This is a genomic window from Komagataeibacter xylinus (assembly GCF_004302915.1).
Classification (GTDB): domain Bacteria; phylum Pseudomonadota; class Alphaproteobacteria; order Acetobacterales; family Acetobacteraceae; genus Komagataeibacter; species Komagataeibacter xylinus_C.
Genome location: NZ_QQBI01000017.1, coordinates 1 through 19,774 on the forward strand (window position 1 = coordinate 1; position 19,774 = coordinate 19,774).

Annotated in this window: 12 protein-coding genes; 4 read left to right on the top strand and 8 right to left on the bottom strand. The window is 64.3% G+C overall.

Going from position 1 to position 19,774, the window contains the following annotated elements; all coding sequences use genetic code 11:
• Window positions 1–142: 142 nt before the first annotated feature.
• The 4 genes from DV027_RS10610 to DV027_RS17565 all read right to left on the bottom strand — a co-directional run bounded on the left by DV027_RS10610 (window position 143) and on the right by DV027_RS17565 (window position 9,858).
• Window positions 143–511 (bottom strand): hypothetical protein, encoded by a 369-nt coding sequence (locus DV027_RS10610; RefSeq protein ID WP_207303476.1) that lies wholly within the window; start codon window positions 509–511, stop codon window positions 143–145.
• Window positions 512–659: 148 nt separating this feature from the next.
• Complete coding sequence (locus DV027_RS10615; protein WP_130731777.1) at window positions 660–914, bottom strand: hypothetical protein; 255 nt, start codon at window positions 912–914, stop codon at window positions 660–662.
• 154 nt (window positions 915–1,068) lie between these two features.
• Window positions 1,069–9,627 (bottom strand): glycoside hydrolase family 94 protein, encoded by an 8,559-nt coding sequence (locus tag DV027_RS10620; protein ID WP_130731778.1) that lies wholly within the window; start codon window positions 9,625–9,627, stop codon window positions 1,069–1,071.
• 54 nt (window positions 9,628–9,681) lie between these two features.
• Window positions 9,682–9,858, bottom strand: coding sequence for a hypothetical protein (locus DV027_RS17565; RefSeq protein ID WP_165399170.1), 177 nt, complete (start codon window positions 9,856–9,858; stop codon window positions 9,682–9,684).
• Window positions 9,859–10,143: 285 nt separating this feature from the next.
• Here DV027_RS17565 and DV027_RS10625 point away from each other — a divergent pair, with 285 nt between their 5' ends.
• Together DV027_RS10625 and nhaA are read left to right on the top strand one after the other, a co-directional pair.
• A complete protein-coding gene (locus DV027_RS10625) occupies window positions 10,144–11,733 on the top strand; it encodes a cation:proton antiporter (protein WP_130731779.1) in 1,590 nt (529 codons plus the stop codon).
• 161 nt (window positions 11,734–11,894) lie between these two features.
• Window positions 11,895–13,043: a Na+/H+ antiporter NhaA gene (gene nhaA, locus DV027_RS10630; protein ID WP_130731780.1), complete on the top strand. Its 1,149-nt coding sequence runs from the start codon at window positions 11,895–11,897 to the stop codon at window positions 13,041–13,043.
• 85 nt (window positions 13,044–13,128) lie between these two features.
• Here the strand turns inward: nhaA and DV027_RS10635 are convergent, their stop codons facing one another.
• Window positions 13,129–14,049, bottom strand: coding sequence for a LysR family transcriptional regulator (locus tag DV027_RS10635; protein WP_130731781.1), 921 nt, complete (start codon window positions 14,047–14,049; stop codon window positions 13,129–13,131).
• Between the two features lie 146 nt (window positions 14,050–14,195).
• Here DV027_RS10635 and DV027_RS10640 point away from each other — a divergent pair, with 146 nt between their 5' ends.
• A complete protein-coding gene (locus DV027_RS10640; RefSeq protein WP_130731782.1) occupies window positions 14,196–14,969 on the top strand; it encodes an SDR family oxidoreductase in 774 nt (257 codons plus the stop codon).
• 18 nt (window positions 14,970–14,987) lie between these two features.
• Here the strand turns inward: DV027_RS10640 and DV027_RS10645 are convergent, their stop codons facing one another.
• From DV027_RS10645 to trhO, 3 genes are all read right to left on the bottom strand, one after another.
• The gene (locus DV027_RS10645; protein WP_242621847.1) at window positions 14,988–16,883 is read right to left on the bottom strand and encodes an ABC transporter ATP-binding protein; all 1,896 of its coding nucleotides are present in this window, start codon (window positions 16,881–16,883) and stop codon (window positions 14,988–14,990) included.
• A 363-nt stretch (window positions 16,884–17,246) separates the two neighbouring features.
• Entirely contained in the window at window positions 17,247–17,558 is a 312-nt protein-coding gene (locus DV027_RS10650) for a hypothetical protein (protein ID WP_130731783.1), read from the bottom strand.
• 317 nt (window positions 17,559–17,875) lie between these two features.
• A complete protein-coding gene (gene trhO, locus DV027_RS10655; RefSeq protein WP_130731784.1) occupies window positions 17,876–18,925 on the bottom strand; it encodes an oxygen-dependent tRNA uridine(34) hydroxylase TrhO in 1,050 nt (349 codons plus the stop codon).
• A gap of 114 nt (window positions 18,926–19,039) precedes the next feature.
• Between trhO and DV027_RS10660 the strand changes: the two genes are divergently transcribed.
• Entirely contained in the window at window positions 19,040–19,717 is a 678-nt protein-coding gene (locus DV027_RS10660; RefSeq protein ID WP_130731785.1) for a hypothetical protein, read from the top strand.
• The last annotated feature ends 57 nt before the right edge of the window (window positions 19,718–19,774 follow it).

Consider the following 19,774-nt stretch of genomic DNA (forward strand, 5'->3'; position numbering starts at 1 on the left):
CAAGCAAAGGAAAGACTACGAGTTTAATCCGAGTCTCGTGGCCTCGGAGCTGTATTTAAGAGAAAGGGGAATGTACATGCCTGTTCTCACATAAGGCACGGAGCCGCGTAATAGGGGCGCGGGCTCCGTGCGGCTGCGTGGCTTACTGTTCGCTGCTATCGGCGGGGGAGGGAGTCTTGTTCCCGCCACGGCTGCTGCGCCCCTCCGACCCGGGGTGGGTATGGCTGTGGCCATGCGGGGTGGCGCTGCCGGAGGCATCATTATTGTTCGGCGGCTGCGTGCCGGGCTGTTCGCCCACGGTGCGCGGGTTGTTCCACAGCTTGTCCGACGGTTCGACGCGTTGGCCGTTCGTGGAGGTGGCCGAAGGCGGGTTGCGCCCCACCTGCGAGGCCGCTGAATCGGCCGTGGGCGCCGGCTGCTCGTTGGGCATGGCCGATGACTGGGCCACGGCGAGGGCGGGTACACTTGCCACGACAGCTGCAAGCAGGGTGGAATGCAGGATCTTTTTCATGGTTGTGTCTTCTTTCATTTTGGGAATGCGCCATGCATTGAAGCCATCACGCCCGGCAGGAGTTGCATCATGCATCTGCCTGTCGAGTGAATACTTCTGCATGGTCTGGATACGGGCATGAATACTGAGCGGATGGCTCGTCGCGCCGTCAGGGCTTCCGGGCGGGTGTCGTGCCGTTCTGGCCTTCGGGGCGGGCGTGTTCGTCGCAGCCTTCGGCGCAGCGCTGCTGGCCCTTGTGGCTGGTGGCCTCGACCCGTTCGTCATTGTCGAGGCTGGATTCAGGCTCGTCCTCGCCCTTGCGGGGCTTGCCGTGTCCTTCAGCCTTCGGGGTGGCGTGGCCTTCATCCACGGGGGCTGAAGGGGCATCGCCGCCGCGCGCGCGCTGGTGCGTAAGGTAAGACATGATCCCTGTCCTTTATGGAAAGGCAGCAGTAAAAAACGCGTTCTGTCCTGCTGTCAGTCAGTCAACGGCACACGCGCGGGATGGTTCGGGCCTTTTGCACGGGCATTGGTAAATTAATAAGTGATGCCGCTGCGCCTGAAACCGGCGCCCTCCGTCACGTCGCTGCCTGTGGCGGGGGGCCGAGTGTCACGGCCACGACATGGGTTGCGCCATCATCGACCATCGGGATCGGGTCGGTGGCGGCCAGGGCCACGCCATCGAGCACGACCTGGCGCACGCCCGTGCTGACATGCCCGGGGTTGCTGACCGTTATGGCGTAGGTGGCGGTGCGCCAGCGCAGCCGCGCCGTGAATCCGGGCCAGCCGGGCGGAATGCACGGCTCAACGACCAGCGTCGTGCCCAGCACGCGCAGGCCAAGCAGGGTTTCCACGCCCACGCGCTGCATCCATCCGGCCGAGCCGGTGTACCACGACCAGCCACCACGCCCCACATGCGGCGGGCGTGAGTAGATGTCGGCTGCGACAACATAGGGCTCCAGCCGGTAACGCCCAGCGGCCTCGGCGGTCCGGCTGTGGTTGATGGGGTTGATCATGTGCAGCAGGGCATGCGCCTGCGCCCCATCGCCCTGGGCTGCGAAGGCCATGACGGTCCACAGCGCGGCATGGGTGTACTGGCCGCCATTTTCACGTATGCCGGGCGGATAGCCGCGAATGTAGCCCGGATCGGGGCCGATGGTGTCAAAGGGCGGGGCGAGCACCAGCACCAGCCCTTCATCGGCGCGCACCAGCAGCTTGCGCACCGAGCGCATGGCATGGGCCACCCGGTCAGGCGCACCCACGCCGGACAGCACCGACCATGACTGGGATATGGCATCGATCTGGCATTCCGCGCTGGTGTGCGTGCCCAGTGGCGTGCCGTCATCAAAATAGGCGCGCAGGTACCAGTCGCCATCCCATGTGGCCTCGAGTGCGGTGGCGAGGGCCTGCCTGTGGGCTTCCCACGCCTGGGCGCGGGCATCCTCGCCCCGGCTGCGCGCAAGAGGAATGAAGGTGCCCAGGGCCACGTGCAGGAACCACCCCAGCCACACGCTCTCGCCCCGGCCATGCTCGCCCACGCGGTTCATGCCGTCGTTCCAGTCGCCCGTGCCCATCAGCGGCAGGCCGTGCGCGCCCGTGGCCAGCGCCTGATCGAGCGCGCGGGCGCAGTGCTCGAACAGCGTGCCTGCCTGTGGCGAGACTTCCGGGATCATGAAGCGGTCATGTTCCTCCAGCGGCAGGGGTGGCGCTTCGAGGAAGGGGACGACCTCGTCAAGCACGCCGCTATCGCCCGTTGTGCTGACATAATGCGCCACCGTATAGGCCAGCCATGCCCGGTCATCGGAGATATGGGTGCGCACGCCCGCGCCGGTCAGCGGCAGCCACCAGTGCTGCACGTCGCCCTCCACAAACTGGCGGCTGGCCGCGCGCAGCAGGTGGGCGCGCACGGCTGCGGGGCGGCACAGCGCCAGCGCCATGCCATCTTGCAACTGGTCGCGAAAGCCATAGGCCCCGCTGGCCTGGTAGAAGCCCGCCCGCGCCCAGACCCGGCTGGCCAGGGTCTGGTACAGCAGCCAGCCATTGAGCATGATGTCGAGCGCGCGGTCGGGCGTGCTGACCTGCACGGAGCCCGTTACCTGCTCCCACTGGCTGGTTGCGGCTTCAAGCACGCGGTCAAGGTTGGCCGCGCGGTAGTGGGTGATGAGGCGGCGGGCATCGGCCTCGTTTTCGCCTTCGCCGAGCAAAAAGACGATCTCGACACGGCCGCCCGGCGGTACGGTGGCCATGGTCTGGACCACGCCACACGGGTCCAGCCCCGCGCCGGTGCGGCCCTGCACGCCGTTGGGGCGGGTGAAGGCGGCAGGGTTTTCCACGCTGCCATTGCGCCCGAGAAAGGCGGTGCGATCCCCGGAACTTGCACTCAGGTAGCCGCCCATATCGGCAAACGCGACCCGGCCTGCATACTCCGCCTGCCAGCGGTTGCGCGCGAACAGCGCGCCCGTCTCGCCGTCGCGTTCGGTCAGGATGAAAGGGGCTGCCCTGCTGCGCGCGGGGCCAAGCACCCATTCCACATAGGCCGTGACCGACAGGGTGCGCGGCTGGGCGGAGAGGTTGCGCAGCTGTATGCGCGTGATCTTGACCGCGTCAGTAGGCGGCACGTACTGCAAGAGCGTGCTGGCAATGCCGTGGGCCACGCGGTCCTGCCGTGTATAGCCGTGCCCGTGGCGGGTAACGTAGGTTGCCGCCGCGTCGCGCCGTGTCGCGGCACTCGGGCACCACAGCGTGCCGCTGTTCTCGTCGCGCAGGTAGATGATCTCGCCGGCGTGGTCGCTGACCGGGTCGTTCGACCACGGGGTAAGCTGGTGCTCGCGGCTGTTGCCCGACCAGGTATGGCCGCTGCCTTCCCCCGTGACCTGAAAGCCGAATGTCTCGTTGGTGATGATGTTGACCCATGGCGCGGGCGTGCTCTGGCCGGGGCCAAGCACGATCACGTATTCGCGCCCGTCCTGCGCAAATCCGCCATGCCCGTTGAAGAATTCCAGTTCGGGCACCGCTGGCGCGGCAAAGGCCGTGGCAGGGTGGCGCGGCACGGGGGGCACCGGGGGGCGGAGGCGTGTCATCGGGCCTTCGGCCAGGTCAAGCTGTTCGGCCAGCCCCTGGCCTGCCACCAGCACCACGCGCGCAATCGACACGATCAGGTCCAGCACCACGGGGGTGACGAGATCGGCGCGCAGCACACGCACCGAACCCGCCGTGCTGGGCGTGCGCGGCGTGGCATGCACCATCTGGTCGAGCGCCACCTGCAGGTCCTGCATGTAGGAGGACGGATGTTCGTTGAGGATGACAAGATCAACCGCCACCTGCTTGAGGCGCAGATATTCCTGCGCCACAAGCACAAGGCGCACCACAGCCGTGTCATCCGCCGCCCTTATGCGCAGCACGAGCAGCGGCAGGTCGCCTGAAATGCCCTGTGCCCAGAGCAGCGGCTGCGGCCCGGCCCCCCGGGCAATGCTCGTGGCGTCGGCCCGCAGGGCCGGGCCTGCGTAAAGGATGTGGCCGGCAAGGCGCTGGAACAGGTCCGCCGTGGCGGGGCTGATGTCGAGATGGCGCAGCTGCACCTGCGCCTGCGTCCAGGCCAGGGTGCGCACGCGCTCGAACGCGGTTGCATCCTGATGGGTGTCGATCATGTCCAGCAGGGCGGCGCGGGTGGGGGCGGCCATGGTCCACAACGTGAGGCGCGCCACGGCGCCCGGGCGGATGGAGAGCGTGGCGCGGATGGCGAAGGCCGGGTCCAGCACCGTGCCGACAGCACCCGACAGGCGCGCGCGCGCGTTCAGGGCCGCGGGGTCATGCACATCATGGCGGCGGCCGATAAAGCGGGCGCGGTCGGTTTCCACCTCGATCGGGTAGTCACACACCGCCATCTGCGCCACCCATATCCCGGCCTCGTCGGGCGCGCGCCTGCGGCGGGTGGCGACCAGCGCGCGGGCCTCGGGTAGGTATTCGGTCTGCACGAACAGCTTGGTGAAGGCCGGGTGTGCCAGATCGGCGTCCTGCCCCAGCAGGGCCAGTTCGCTGTAGCTGGTGACCTCGATTTCCATCGCCTCGCTGCCGGCGTTGTAGAGCGAAATCTGGCGGGCTTCGGCGTCATCCTCGGCGGAGACGAATATTTCCAGCGTCGTGGTCAGGTTGCCGTCACGGCGGGCGAACTCGGCGCGATCTTCATGAAAGGCCACGCCGTATTCATCGGGCCGCGCGGCGCAGGGCTGCATGGTGGCGGACCACACCCGGCCCGTGTTCCGGTCGCGCAGGTAGATGTACTGGCCGTATTCATCACATGTCATGTCCTCGCGCCAGCGCGTGATGGCCTGGCCCAGCCAGCGGCTGTAGCCCGACCCCGCCGCAGTAAGCATGACCGTGTACCGCCCGTTGGAAAGCAGATGCGTGACCGGCTGCACCGTGTCGGCCCGGTCAAGGTAACGGCCTGCTGGCGTTGTGACGGGTGGGGCGGGGGCCTGGCTGTCATCTTCAAGCGGCAGGGAGCGGGCCACGGCGCCCCTGCGCGGCGCGCGTTCATGCAACAGCAGTTCGGCCGAGGCCATGAGCGGATCATCATGAAAGCGCGTGCGCATGATGCCCCCCATGAGCGTATCGGCCACCGCAAGGATCGTCATGCCCTGATGGTGCGCCATATAGGCCCGTATGATCGCGACAGGGCTGCGGTCAGGCACGCGGCCGGGCGTGTAGTCGAGGGATTCATAAAAGCCGTACCGGCCCAGCGCACCGGTTTTTTCCAGCACGTACAGATTGGCCACCGCCTTTTGCGGGTCGATCATGGCGGCGAGCGCCGTGGCGTAGGGGGCCACGACCCGGTCCAGCCCCAGCCCGCGCTTGAGCCCCAGACCCGGCACGCCGAAGTTGGAATACTGGTAGGTATATTCCAGGTCGCGCACGTTATAGGCGGATTCCGATATGCCCCACGGCAGGCCGCGCGCCTGCCCGTAGGCGATCTGGCGCTGCACGATCAGCGTATTGGTCTGCTCGAGCAGGCTGCCCATGGGCGCGCGCATGACCAGAGAGGGCATGAGATATTCAAACATCGACCCCGACCACGACACCAGCGCCGCCCCGTTGCCCACCGGGGTGATGGGGCGGCCAAGGCGGAACCAGTCCTGGGCGGGCATGTCGCCCTTGGCGATGGCGAAAAACACCGCCAGCCGCGCCTCCGAGGCCAGGAGGTCATAGCAGTTCCCGTCCTGCGTGTCCTCCGCCACGAGGTAGCCGATCGAGAGCAGCTTGCGCGCCGGATCGCACAGGAATCTGAAATCCATTTCCTGCGCCATGCGCCGCGCCGCCTGCGCCAGGGCCGCAAGGCGGGGGGCAAGGGTTGCGTGGAGGTCCGTGTCAAGGTCGCGCTGGTGGCTCTCCAGCGCGCGCAGGGGGGCCGCAATCCAGAACAGCAGGTCCGTTGTGGTGTCAGGTGCCGTATCAGGCAGGTTGCTGTACAGCACGGCGGCATGATCGACCGCCGCTGCCGCCTGACGGCGCAGGCGGGCGAATTCGGCTGCCGACCGGGCGGCGGTGTCGGACAGGACCGCGTTTTTCAGCCCCGTGAGCAGGCGCAGCAACTGCCGCTCGGGAGCACTATGATTGCGGCGCGCGCCATTGCTGAAGGTGAGGTCCGCCATGGCGATGTTGAGCGCATCGGCCAGACCCGCGCGCCACGGGTCGGTTTCGGGCCCGTGTTCGGCCCAGCGCTGGCATGCGCTGGCCAGCGCAATGAGGTGGCCGGCCATGTTGCCGCTATCCACGCTCGAGACATAGGCAGGCTCGAGCGGGCGGAGGTCATCGGTTGCATACCAGTTGTAAAAATGCCCCCGGTAGCGCGGCATGCGCGCAAGGGTGGCGAAGGTTGCCTCCAGCCGGGCCACGGTATCGGCCAGCCCGGTCCAGCCAAAATCACGCGCGCTGATGGTGCACAGGAGGTAGAGGCCGATATTGGTGGGCGAGGTGCGGCGTGCCAGGAGTGGGACCGGGTCTTCCTGAAAATTGTCCGGCGGCAGCATGTTGTCGGCCGGGGTGACATAGGTCTCAAAAAAGCGCCATGTGCGCCGTGCGGTCATGCGCAGGGCGCGGATATCGGTGCGCGAGGGGCGCGAGCGCGCGGCGATGACCGGCGTGCGGCTGGCCCACATGGCAATGGCGGGCGAAAGCCCCCACAAGACTGCCACCGGCACGCACAGGAACAGGCTCCATGGCGCCCACAGGCTGATGCCTGACGTAATGCTGGCCGCGAGCACCGGCCCGGACAGCATATGCCCGTAATACCCCGCAAGGCCGGGGCGCATGCGCCCGCCCAGCTGGTCGGCTGGCACCCATTGCAGCATGTGCCGCCCTGTCATGAACACGCGCACCAGTGTGCGCCCGATCGCATCGACCATGAGGCTGGCCTGATGCGCGAGGAAGGTGATGTTGAGGAAGGTCATCACCCCTGCCTCGGCGCTGGCGGCGGCGAGCACGCTGAAATAGCTGCGCAGCGTGATCCATTCCCGTCGGGGCACGAAATCGGCCAGCACGGGCAGGAAGGCGGGCAGGGCAATGACCAGCAGCACGAAGGCGGTCCAGGCAAGGGCCACGTGAAAGGGCAGGAACCACGCGCCCACCAGTGCCGCAAGTGCGAGCGGCATGCTGAGCGTGCGGCGCAGGTTGTCGAGCATCTTCCACCGCGCAATGCTGGAAACGTGGCTGCGTGGCGTGCGGCCCGGGCCTGACAGGACCCAGGGCAGGAGCTGCCAGTCACCGCGTGTCCAGCGATGCAGGCGCTGGGCGGCGACAAGGTAGTCGGTGGGAAAGTCTTCCACCACCTCGATGTCGGATACCAGCCCCGCGCGGGCGAAGATGCCCTCGAACAGGTCATGGCTGAGCATCGTGGAGTCCGGCACGCGCCGTTCAAGCGCCGCCTCGAAGGCATCGATGTCGTAGATGCCCTTGCCTGCGTATGAACCCTCGCCAAACATGTCCTGGTACAGGTCGGACACGGCGGCGGAATAGGCGTCTATGCCGCTGGCGCTGGCATAGATGCGCTGGAACAGCGTGCTGTGGTGGCCCACCGGCAGGGCAGGCGTGAGCCGTGGCTGGAGGATGGCATAGCCTTCATGCACCCGGCCCGATACGGGGTCGAAGCGCGGGGCATTGAGCGGGTGCGCGATCTTGCCGATCAGGCGGCGCACGGTTTCAAGCGGCAGGCGCGTGTCGGCATCGAGCGTGATGATGTATTTTATGGCCTGTGGCAGGGGGTGTGCCGCTGGCATGAAGGTGGTGTCGGTTGCGCCACGCAGCAGGCGGTTGAGTTCATGCAGCTTGCCGCGCTTGCGCTCCCAGCCCATCCAGACCTGTTCGCTCTCCACCCACACCCGCCTGCGGTGCAGCACGAAAAAGCGCGTGCCACCACGGGCGGGGCCATATTTGTGGTTGAGTTTTTCCACCCCTGCCAGCACGGCAGCCAGCAAGGGCTGGTCATCGGGCGCCTCCGGGCCGGGGGTGTCGGGCCAGTCGGTCAGGAGGGCGAAGTGTATTTCGTCATCACGCGTGGCAAGGTAATGCACCTCGATGCGGGCCAGCAGGGCGGCTACGGTAGCGGGCGTGGTGAGCAGGGCGGGCACCACCACCATGCTGCGTTGCGTGGGCGGTATCCCCTCCCTGAACTCAAGCCCCGGCAGGGCGGTGGCCTGTATGACCCCAAGCGCCAGGCGGTTCACGCACGCCACCGCCGCCTCTGATGCGGGCACGAAGGCAAGGGCCGCCAGCAGCCACGAAGCGCCCCCCATGGCGGCATTGCACAGCCACAGCGGCAGGGCGAGGAACAGCAGCGTCAGCGCAGTGACGACAGCGCTGTAGGCCATAATGCCGCGCGCGCAGAATGCCCGCACCAGCGTGAGTTTTGCGGGGGGGCGGAACCCGGTGGCCTCTTCCAGCCGCGCCCGTCCGGCCATGAGCAGGTAATAGCCGGGATCGGCGCGGCGGGGGTCATCAGGCGTTGCGGCCTGTGCCTGCCGGGCCATTGCCACCGCGCGTTCGGCTATGGCGATTTCGCTCAGCCCGCTGCCACGGGCCAGTTCCTCAATGGCCTTGCGGTACAGGTCGCGGCTGGCAAAATCGGCCCTGGTGAAGCTGTCATAGGCTGCAAGCACCCGGTTGACGAGGCAGACCCGCTCGAAAGCCTCGGTCCAGTCAAACCCCGCGATCAGGCGCAGGCTGGTGATGATGTTGCGGATGGTGGCATTGAACGCGCCCTGTTCAAGCAGGTCGTCGCGCACCGCGTCATCCATGGTGGTGCCCCGGTCGGCCAGGCGTTGCGCCAGCCAGATCAGGGCGGGGTCTTTTTCCGGGTCCAGCCCGCGCGAGCGGTGGGCAAGCTGGGCGGTAAACGCATGGGTGAGCATGTGCGGCGCCACCGAGGCGAGCAGGGCGGACAGGGCGGCGGGCGTATCCTTGCGGCAGGCGGCAAGCCGGTCGGCCAGAGCGTCGGCTTCGCGCCTGCTGGCATTGTTGGCCATGATGGCGCCCGTGACCCGGCGCAGGTTCTCGATCAGCACGATGCGCAGCGTGATGGATACGGCCCAGAGTTCGCCAATGTTCAGCGGCGTTACACTCTGGTAGGCCAGCAGGTAACTGTAGAGCATGGCGGGCTGGATATTGCTGTCGGTGTGCGCCACGAGCGCCCATGTCACGCCAAACACCCGTGGCAGGCCTGCAAACGGGCCGTCCGCCAGCTTGGGCAGGCGCGCGTAATAGCCCGGCGGCAGGTCAAGGTCCGTCTCGCGGATCTGCATGTCGATCAGGGCATAGTTATCGGCCAGCCACTGGGCTGCGGGGGTGAGTTGTCGGCCGGCCTGAATGGCCTCGGCAATGCGGGCATCCGCCGCGCGCAGGAAGGCGCTGTTTTGCGCCAGCCTGCGTGACAGGGGCTGGCCGTATCCGCGCGGCCCAGAGGTTATGGTCTGGGCCGCGGCCAGGCTTCTGGCATGGGCTTCGAGCCGTTCGGGGCCAAAAATCTCGCTTCTGAGCGGTGCGGCATCCTCCTGCCATTCCGGCTGGGCGGTCCATCGGGGCAGGCGCGCCAGCCAGGAGCGCGACGCACCACCGGGTCGAGAGGGGCGGCGTGTGGTGGCGTTCATGTCATGCTCCAGCGCGGAGCGCGTGGCGCAGGACCGCCACGCGCTCGCGTGATTTCATTTGCGGAAAAGGCTTTTCCTTGGCTGTTGCGCCGGGGTGGCGAGACGGTGCGACAGGCAGGGCCGGGCCTGCGCCGGTGGCGTATCGGGCCGTGCGGGCGCCAGTGTGCGGGATGGGGGCTTGACCACGGGCTTGTCCGGGCCTTGTGCCGGGCGGGTGCGGAATGCATCCATCGGCTGTCCTCCTTTGTCTGGAGCGGGTGGCTACATGTAAAGGGTGGTGCAGGGGTGCCGCGCGCAAGGGCGGCCTGCATGGCATGAACGGGCGGTAGGGGGCACCGTTTCATGGCAGTGCCGGTATTTTATTTCATTCAAGCGGCCATGATTGGTCTGATGGTGTGGCGCGACACCAAAAAGACATGAATTATTTCCACTCATGACCATGAATATTTTGTCAGATACCGATGGCATGGCTTGCGCGTTAAAGGCACAGGCCCGGCTGAGACAGGTATGACGTTCATGTCCAATGTAGCGCGCTTTGAGTATATCCTCATGCTGATCGTGCTCATCGTCGGGCTGGAACTTGCCGCGCGCAAGATGCGCCTGCCACCGGCTGCGGCCCTTGTGCTGGGCGGCATTGCCATAGCACTCGCCCCCGGCCTGCCGGTGCTTGAAATCGATCCTGACCTCGTGCTGATCGTGTTCCTGCCGCCGCTTTTGCTGGCGGGGGCGTATTTTTCCGTCTGGCATGCGTTTCGCGTGCACCTGTTTGGCATCCTGCAGCTTGCGGTGGGCGGGGTTGCGTTCACCACGTTTGCCGTGGGGCTGGCCGCGCACTGGCTTATTCCTTCCATGCCGTGGGCGGGGTGTTTCGTGCTGGGCGCCATTGTCGCCCCCCCCGATGCGGTGGCGGCCAAGGCCGTGCTCAAGCACGTGGTCCTGCCCGAGCGCATCACCACGCTGCTGGAAGGCGAAAGCCTGCTGGATGATGCGGCGAGCCTCGTCATCTACCGCTTTGCCACCGTTGCGGTGCTGACCGGCTCGTTCAGCCTTGTCCATGCCACCGTCACCTTCGCGTGGCTGGCCATGGGCGGCCTGGTGCTGGGCGGCGGGCTGGGGTGGTTGTGGATCAGGCTGCTGCGCCGGGTGCGCGACCGGATCCTGAGCATTACCATGACGCTGCTGCTGCCCTGGGTGGCCTATATCGGCGGGGAGTGGCTTGGGGCGTCGGGGGTCATTACCACGGTCGTGGCAGGGCTGGTGCTGGGGTGGCGGCAGCATGACGTGTTCAGTGCCGATGAACGCCTGCGCTGGGCGGCGGTGTGGGAGGTGCTGGTGTTCCTGCTCGAATCCCTCGTTTTCGTGCTGATCGGCATGGCGCTGCACGCCATCGTGCTGCGCCACAGGGGCACGGGCTGGGTGGCGCAGGATGTGTTTGCTCCCGTCATGGGCATTGTGCTGGCGGTCATGATCTCGCGCTTTGTGTGGATGGCCCTGACCGAGGGGCTGCGTATCGCCTGCGTGCCGCCATCACGGCGGCCGGGCGTGCGGGGGTTCATGACCTATGTTGCGGTCATGGGGTGGTGCGGCATGCGTGGCGTGGTCAGCCTGGCCATCGTGCTGGCGCTGCCCGAGGGCATGCCCGAGCGCGACATCATGCAGATCGCGACCTTCGTGGTCATTCTGGCCACCGTGCTGGGGCAGGGCACAACCATTGGCTGGCTGATCCGCATGACGGAGGGCGCGCGCGGGCAGGTGGCAGGGCAGCGGCACTACCTTTCGGTATCGCAGGCGCGCGCCCAGATCGCCCGCGTGCAGGAGCGCATCATGCAGCATCTGGCCTATGATGCGGATGGACAGCTGGTGCATGATCGCCTGCTTGAGCAATATGCCTACCGCGCGGAGCTGGCCGAGCGTTTCAGCCATGAACAGGAGGCGCTGCAGGGGCGGCAGGATGCCCATTACCGCGCCCTGCTGGCCACCATAAAGGCAGGCCGCGCCGAATTGCTGCGCCTGCACCGTAGCGGCGAGATCCATGACGCCGTGCTGCACCAGCTTGAACATGAACTCGACCTGCAGCAGATGACGGCGGAAGGTGCGCTGATCTGAGAGGGCTCTTTTTAATCAGCCCCAGCAGTTTTCGAAGCTTTTTGAAAAAAGCTTCACCAAAAACCTTTGTATTCCGGGTTATCTGTTTTGTGGTTACGCTTTTTGCCCCGCGTGCGTGCTGTTATTGCAATGCGGCTGCGTTCGGGTGCAATGACAGCCGAATGAGTATTTCGACAGCTTTCCTGCCGCGGCGCCTGCAGGCTTTATGGCGTTCTCCCACAGGGGGCGCCTGCGTGTTACTGCTGGCTTCCGTACTGGGGTTCGGGCTGGCCAATTCGCCATGGGCCGGGGCTTACGGGGCGGTGGCGCACTGGCCGCTCAGCCTTGCTGTCCTGGGCGCACAGGGGCCACGCACCTTGACCGCTTGGGTATCCGATGGGCTGATGGCGTTGTTTTTCCTGACCATCATCCTCGAAATCAGGCAGGAAATCAGCGATGGCCATCTTTCATCACCCCGCAAGGTCGCCCTGCCGCTGATTGGCGCGCTGGGCGGCATGGTGGTTCCGGCCCTCATTTACGTGTTCACAACCCGTGGCGCGGTGGAGGCGGCGCGGGGATGGGCCATACCGATTGCAACCGATGCCGCCTTTACCCTGCCCATCATCCTGCTGCTTGGCGCGCGTGTTGCCCCTGCGGCGCGGGTGTGGCTCATGGCGCTGGCGGTTTTTGATGACCTGCTGGGCATCGGGGTCATTGCGATCTTTTACGGCTCCGCGCCCTGCTGGCCAGCCTTGGGCTGCGCGTGCATGGTGCTGGCGGGGCTGGTTGCGGTCCGGCGTGGCGGGGTGGTCAATCCGTGCGTTTACGGGTTGGGCGGCATGCTGTTATGGGGCTTGTGTGTGCGCGCGGGCGTGCAGCCAACGCTGGCAGGCGTGGCGATCGGGGCGTGCCTGCCCGCCCCGCTGGCACGACCGGGCCTGAACGCGGTTGTGACATGGGGGGTGCTGCCGCTGTTTGGCTTCCTCAATGCAGGCGTGTCGCTTGCGGGGGCGCATGTGGGCATGTTGCTGGCGCCCGTGCCGCTTGGGGTCATGCTGGGGCTGGTGGTGGGCAAGCCCGTGGGCGTTTTTGGCGCGAGCATGCTGGCAGCGAGGCTGGGGGTGGCAAGCCTGCCGGAGGCGAGCTCGCTGCACATGCTGTTCGGGCTTTCGCTCTTGTGTGGCATTGGCTTTACCATCAGCCTGTTCATTGCCAGCCTTGCCTTTACGGACCCCGCCCTGGTGGAGACGGCGAAGCTGGGCATATTCACAGGCTCCCTTATTGCTGCGCTGTCGGGCTGGCTGTGGCTGCGTTTCGGGGGCAGGCCATAGAAGTTTCTGGTGAAGCTTTTTTAGGAGAGTTTTAAAAGAACGACGCCTTTTTGAAAAAAGGCGGCACCCCAAAACTTTTACTTTATCAATTCGCCTCGCCGGGGCGTCCTTCCATTGTCGCCGCAAGTAGCGTTGCAAGCCAGTCGGCAAACACCTGCACCCGGCGCGACAGATGGCGGCGATGCGGGTAGAGGAGCGCCATGGGCATGGGTTCGGGCCGCCAGTCGGGCATGACGTCAATGAGTTCGCCCGCCGCAATATGGTGGCGCACGTCATAGGCGGGCACCTGTATCAGTCCCAGCCCGGCCAGGGCGCAGGCCACGAGGGCTTCGGCGCTGTTGACCGTAACCCGGCCCGGCATCTGCAAACTGTGCATCGTGTCGCCCGCCATCCATTCCCATGCCTCCACCCGGCCGGTGGCGGGGGAGGCATAGCGCACGGCCTCGTGCTGCGGCAGGTCGGCAGGCGTGCGGGGCGTGCCGCTGCGCGCCAGGTAGGCGGGGCTGGCCACGTTGACCAGCGGCAGTTCGCCCAACTGCCGTGCAATCAGCGCTGAATCCGCCAGCGGGCCGACACGCAGCACGCAGTCGATGCCATCCTCGATCAGGTTCACGGTGCGGTCGCTGACGCCAAGCTCGATGTCGATATCGGGGTAGTCGCGCAAAAAGGCGGGTAGGGCAGGCGCCACGATCAGCCGCCCGATGCGCCCGGGCAGGTTCACCCGCAGCAGGCCACGCGGCGCGGTGCGGTCTTTTTGAAACAGGGTTTCGGCTTCCTCCACATCCGTAACCAGCCGCACGCAATGCTCATAGAACGCGGTGCCATCAGGCGTGGGGGTGACGGAGCGGGTTGTGCGGGCCAGCAGCCTTGTGCCCAGCCGGTTCTCGAGTTCCTGTATGGCGGCCGAGACCGAGGAGCGCGGCATGTTGAGCGTATCGGCAGCGCGGGTGAAACTGCTGGTCTCCACCACGCGGGTGAAAATACGGAACAGGTCGATACGATCCACGCGAACCCCCGGCATGCATTGGGTGTTTGTTCGTCAATCCTGACAGGTGTTGTCAGGAATGGGAACTTTATGGCCTGATCCTAGCTGATACTGTGCGGGAAGAAAAAGCGCCAACCGCGCTTGTCACGCATGAACGGAGGCTCGATATGGTCGATCACACGATCAAGGGTAAGACGGTTCTCATTACCGGTGGGGCCAAGAACCTTGGCGCGCTCGTGGCGCATGACCTTGCGGCCCATGGCGCAAAGGCCATTGCCATTCACTACCACAGCGCCGCCACGAAACCCGAGGCCGAGAAAACACTGGCCGCGCTGAAGGCTGCTGGCGTGCATGCCGTGGCCTTTCAGGCCGACCTGACCGCAAACGGTGCGGTGGCCAAGCTGTTTGCCGATACGGTGGCCGCCATCGGCCGCCCCGACATTGCCATCAACACCGTGGGCCAGGTGCTCAAGAAGCCGATTGCCGAGACGACAGAGGCCGAGTTCGATGCCATGTTCGCGGTCAACACGCGAGTTGCGTATTTCTTCATCAAGGAAGCGGGCATCCACCTCAACGATAACGGCAAGCTGCTCACCCTCGTGACCTCGCTGCTCGGGGCGTACACGCCGTTCTATTCCACCTATGCGGGCTCGAAAGCGGCGGTCGAGCACTTTACCCGCGCGGCATCGAAGGAATATGGCGCGCGTGGCATTTCGGTCAACGCGATCGGGCCAGGTCCGATGGATACGCCTTTCTTCTACGGGCAGGAAGCGCCCGAGGCCGTGGCCTACCACAAGTCCGCCGCAGCGCTTTCGCCCTTCAGCCGGACCGGCCTGACCGAGATCGAGGATATAGCCCCCTATATCCGTTTCATCGTATCGGAAGGGTGGTGGATGACCGGCCAGACCATTCTGGTCAATGGCGGTTACACCACCAAGTAGGCCGCGGGCGGCGGGGGCCTACTGGTACCCCGCCGCCTGTAATTCAAACAGTTCCGCATAGCGCCCGCCCTGGGCCAGGAGCTGTGCATGCGTGCCCGCCTCCAGCACGCGCCCGTGTTCGAGCACCACGATGCGGTCCGCCGTGCGCACGGTGGAGAAACGGTGCGAAATGACCAGCGCCGCCTTGCCCTGGCGCAGCGCACGCAGGCGCTCGAACACATCGGTCTCGGCGCGGGCATCGAGGGCGGAGGTCGGTTCATCAAGGATCAGCAGGTCGGCATCACGCATATAGGCGCGTGATATGGCAATTTTCTGCCACTCGCCGCCTGACAGTTCGCGCCCCCTGGCCACCCGCTTGCCCAAGGGCTGGTCAAGGCCCATGGGCAGCTTGGCCAGCACGTCATCGGCCAGCCCCTCATGGGCGGCGGCGGTGATGCGTGCGGTGTCATCAAGCGCCTCGATCCGGCCCACGGCAATGTTTTCCGATGCGGTGAGGCTGTAGCGGATGAAATCCTGAAAGATCACGCCGATATGGGCGCGCAGGTCGGCAAGGTCCATGTCGCGCAGGTCAACACCATCAACCGTGATCCGCCCCTCGTCGGGCTCGTAAAGCCGGGTAAGCAGTTTGACGATGGTGGTCTTGCCCGCGCCGTTCTCGCCCACCAGCGCCACCGTCTCGCCCGCGCCGATATACAGGTCGAGGCCGCGCAGGGCCCACCTGTCCGTGCCAGGATAGCGGAAGCCCACATTGTCAAAGCGAACGGCGTGGCGGATGGGCGAGGGGAAGGGCTTGGCCACGGGTGGGGAGAGAATGGCCGGGCGCAGGTCGAGGAAGGTGAAGAAATCATCCAGGTACTGCGCCTGGCTTGCGGTTTGCGTCACGCCCAGCAGCAGGCTCGACAGCAGCCCGTGCAGCCGCAGGAACGAGCCTGACAGAAAGGTCAGGTCACCCACCGAGAAATGCCCGCGCACCGTATCCCACACAATCACGATATACACGCCATAATACGCGACCGAGCCGATGGCGGCGAATGCCCCGCTCCACGCAAACCGCCGCAGCGCCAGTTTGCGGTTCTGTTCCAGCACGGTTGCCGCAGCCGCGCTGAAGCGCCCGACCAGAAAGCCGCCAAGGCCAAACAGCTTGAGCTCCTTGGCGTGTTCCGCGCTGGAGCCGACATGGCGCAGATATTCCATCTCGCGCCGCTCGGCGGTCTTGGCGCGGATCAGGCGGTAGCCCTCGGCGTTGAAATGCGCTTCCCCCGCAGCCGCAGGCAGCAGGGCGATGAGCAGGACCATCACCAGCCAAGGTGCAAACGCCATGACCCCTGCCGCCAGCATCAGCGCCGTGACCGTGGTCTGGGCAATATTGAACAGTTGCACCAGCAGGTTGTTGCGCCCCGAGGCCTGGCGGCGCGCGCGTTCAAGCAGGTCCTGCAATGCGCTTGATTCGAACTGCTGCAGGTCGAGCGTTGCCGAATGTTCCATCAGCGCCAGGCTGACAGAATTGATGTAGCGCTCATTGAGCAGCCCGTCGACCAGCGAGATGGCGCGTGAAGTCAGGTCGGACAGGATGATGAGCGCGAATTCCAGCGCGATCCAGAGTTCCAGCCGCGTGGCCGGGCCATGCAGCGCCCAATGGGCCAGTGAACCGGTGGGCATGGCATGGCCGCCAAGGCGGATGACCTCATCAACAATGAGCTTGCCCAGATACAGCGCCAGCGGCGGCTGGATGGCCTGCACCAGCCGCAGGCTGATGCAGGCCACTGTCAGCGCCGGGCTGCACCGCCAGATCTGGCGGAACATGCGCGGCACATGGGCATACACGCCAAAGCGCCGCCTGAGCCGCGTGGACCAGGGCTGGCGCGTTCCGGGCCGGGGGGCAGGGATGTGTGACGGTTCGGTCTCAGCGTTCAATCAGTCTGTGCTCCCGATAAAAGGCTGTTTGAAACCAACTTATTGGATAAAAAAGTTTTCGCACACCGTCTGTTTTTTTAAAAGCGATGCGCCTTGCGGCCTTCGTGAAAAAAGCTTTACCACAACCATTCTCATGACAGGATGATCGGGCACCCCGTAAAACACCAGCCCGGTGAACGCCACGCAATGCGGGACATGGACATGCAACTTACGCGCGGGTGCTCAATGGTTCCTATTTTTTAACTACGTATCTTGTTTAGCATTTGTTCAAGAATATTCCAGGAAACATCAATACCTTCTACGTATAAATTATCGATCTCATCCTTTCCGCTCAGGAATGGGGGTATTTTATAGGAAACGCATTCATTGTATTTCAATGATAAACCCGTTGCTTTCTGCCATTCTGCGAAGAAACCTACTGCCAAGCCAATCATATCCAAAGCATACCGTTGTTTTTTCGTAATCGGGGAATGCCTGGCAAACACGTTCTGACCATGTCTTGATGTCTTCAGGTTTTACAATTCTGTACAAACCACCGTTAAACGAGTCTCCACCATAATTTTTAAACAGGTGGCATAGACCTTCCGCCATGTCGGCAGGGTATGGATAAGCATTATTTCCTTTATTGCAGGAACGGGAATCTTTTTTAAATTTATCATCAAAATAGTTAAACATAATCTCTCTTCTATTTTTCTGTATGCGTTAGATTGCCTGCAGTCCTGTTCTGAAAAAATTCAGGATGTAGTGTTATTTTGATGCTCGAAAGGCAATTTTAAAGTACAGGAATCAATAATTCCCTGAAATCATAAAATTTCTGGTGCAGATTTTTTCAAAAAACTTCGGAAGGTGCCGCCTTCTTGAAAAAAGGCGGCACCCGAAAGCCTTTCCTGTTTTGGTCAATGATCTGTTTTTAAAAACTCTTTTGAAAGTGTTGCCTGTGCCCCGTGCATCGGCCCCTTAGGCTATCTGGCCTTGTCTTTTGCGGCAGGCCATTATTTTGAACCGGCTTCTTTCGGCGTTTTTGCGCCAACCGGCAGGGGCAGGCCCATGTGGTGTACGCCGCGGCTTTCGGCCAGCTGGATCTGGCGTTCGCGTTCGGCGTAGCGCTGGCGCTGGGCTTCGGTGCGTTCCGCGCTGCAATGCGGGCAGCTCACGCCTTCCTCATAGTCAGGCGACTGGCGGTCGGCAGCACTGAGCGGCGTGCGGCAGGCGTGGCATATGTCGAACGTGCCCGGCGCCAGCCCGTGGCCTACGCTCACGCGCTGGTCAAACACAAAGCATTCGCCCTCCCACAGGCTCCGGGCCTCGGGCACGGTTTCAAGGTATTTCAGGATGCCGCCCTGCAGGTGAAACACATCCTCCACCCCTTCGGCGCGGACAAAGGCGGTGGCTTTCTCGCAGCGGATGCCGCCGGTGCAGAACATCGCGATTTTGGGCGTGCGGCCTTCATGCTCCAGCGCGGCCCTGCGTTCGCGGAACCATTGCGGAAATTCGCGGAAGGTTTTCGTGCCCGGATCAATCGCGCCGCGAAACGTGCCAATCGCCACTTCATAATCATTGCGGGTGTCGATCACGATGGTGTCGGGGTCTGAAATCAGGGCGTTCCAGTCCTCGGGCGGCACGTAGTGGCCCACGTCGCGCCGTGGGTCGAGGCCTTCAATGCCCATGGTCACGATCTCGCGCTTGATGCGCACCTTCATGCGGTGAAACGGCAGCGCGGGCGCGCGTGAGAACTTGACCTCAAGCCCGGCACAGCCGGGCAGGGCGCGGATGATGGCCAGTATGCCTTCAATGGCCGCATCCGTTCCGGCAATGGTGCCATTGATCCCTTCATGCGCCACCAGCAATATGCCGCGTATGCCCAGCTCATGGCAGGCTGCCAGCAGTTGCTCGCGCACGGCGGCAACATCCGCAAACGGGGTGAAATGATAAAGCGCCGCGACGCGGATGGGCAGTTCCGCCTGTAGCGGAGAAGGGGCGGAAGAAAGGGATGGATCTGTCACACTGGCAACCCTGCGCTGGAAACGGCCACATGCACGCATGCGGATACACGGAAGCATGGTATATAGTCGAACTACACCCTGAATGCACCATGCGCCCCAAGGGTGTAAGGATGCGTGGCAGGCAGGCCCCGTGTTGCATCAGGATCAGGAAGCATGACGTACGACCTGACAGGGAATATCTTTTACCGGCGCGATGACTGGGAGCATTTCCTGCTGGAAATGGTCTCGGGCAACGATTTTTCCGATACCAGCGCGTTTGTCGATCAGGTCTATCCGCCTGGTGCGGCTGAGGATTTTGACCTGCTGCTGTATAAAGGCCAGAAGCTGGCCCTGCGTGGTGCCAGCCTTATCGCGTTTGAAAAAGAGGAGTGCATCGTCTTTCCATCTCTCGGCATTGAGGTGTGGGCAGATGTCGCCCCGGCGCGGACCCTGATCGCCCACCATATTGCCTACATGCAGGCCATCGGGGCGGCATGGGCGGGCTTTTCACGCGAGATGGCGCATATCCGCGCGGGCACCTGCGAGGCCGTGCGCAGCCTAGATGCCGGTTTGGACGTGTGTTTTGACAGGCAGTATAATACTTACGTGCTCAAGGGCCCGCATGTCATTGCAACGGCCAATATCGTAAACGGCATGCAAATTCCGTCCGTGATCGATATGGCACGGGAGAACCTGAAAGCAGGCCTGATCCTGCCCGTTGACGTGCCGGAAGAAGAAACCGCGCCGCCGCCCCCGCTGCGGCAGTTCCACTTTCCGCGTGATGCGCATTTTATCGATGCCTACCGCATTGCACCGAAAACGGAGATCTGCGCGGACGAAATTCCCTTCTGAGCAACAGGCCCTTTACGTCCGCGCGGAAATGGTGGACCACCATGGCCGGGCCCAGGC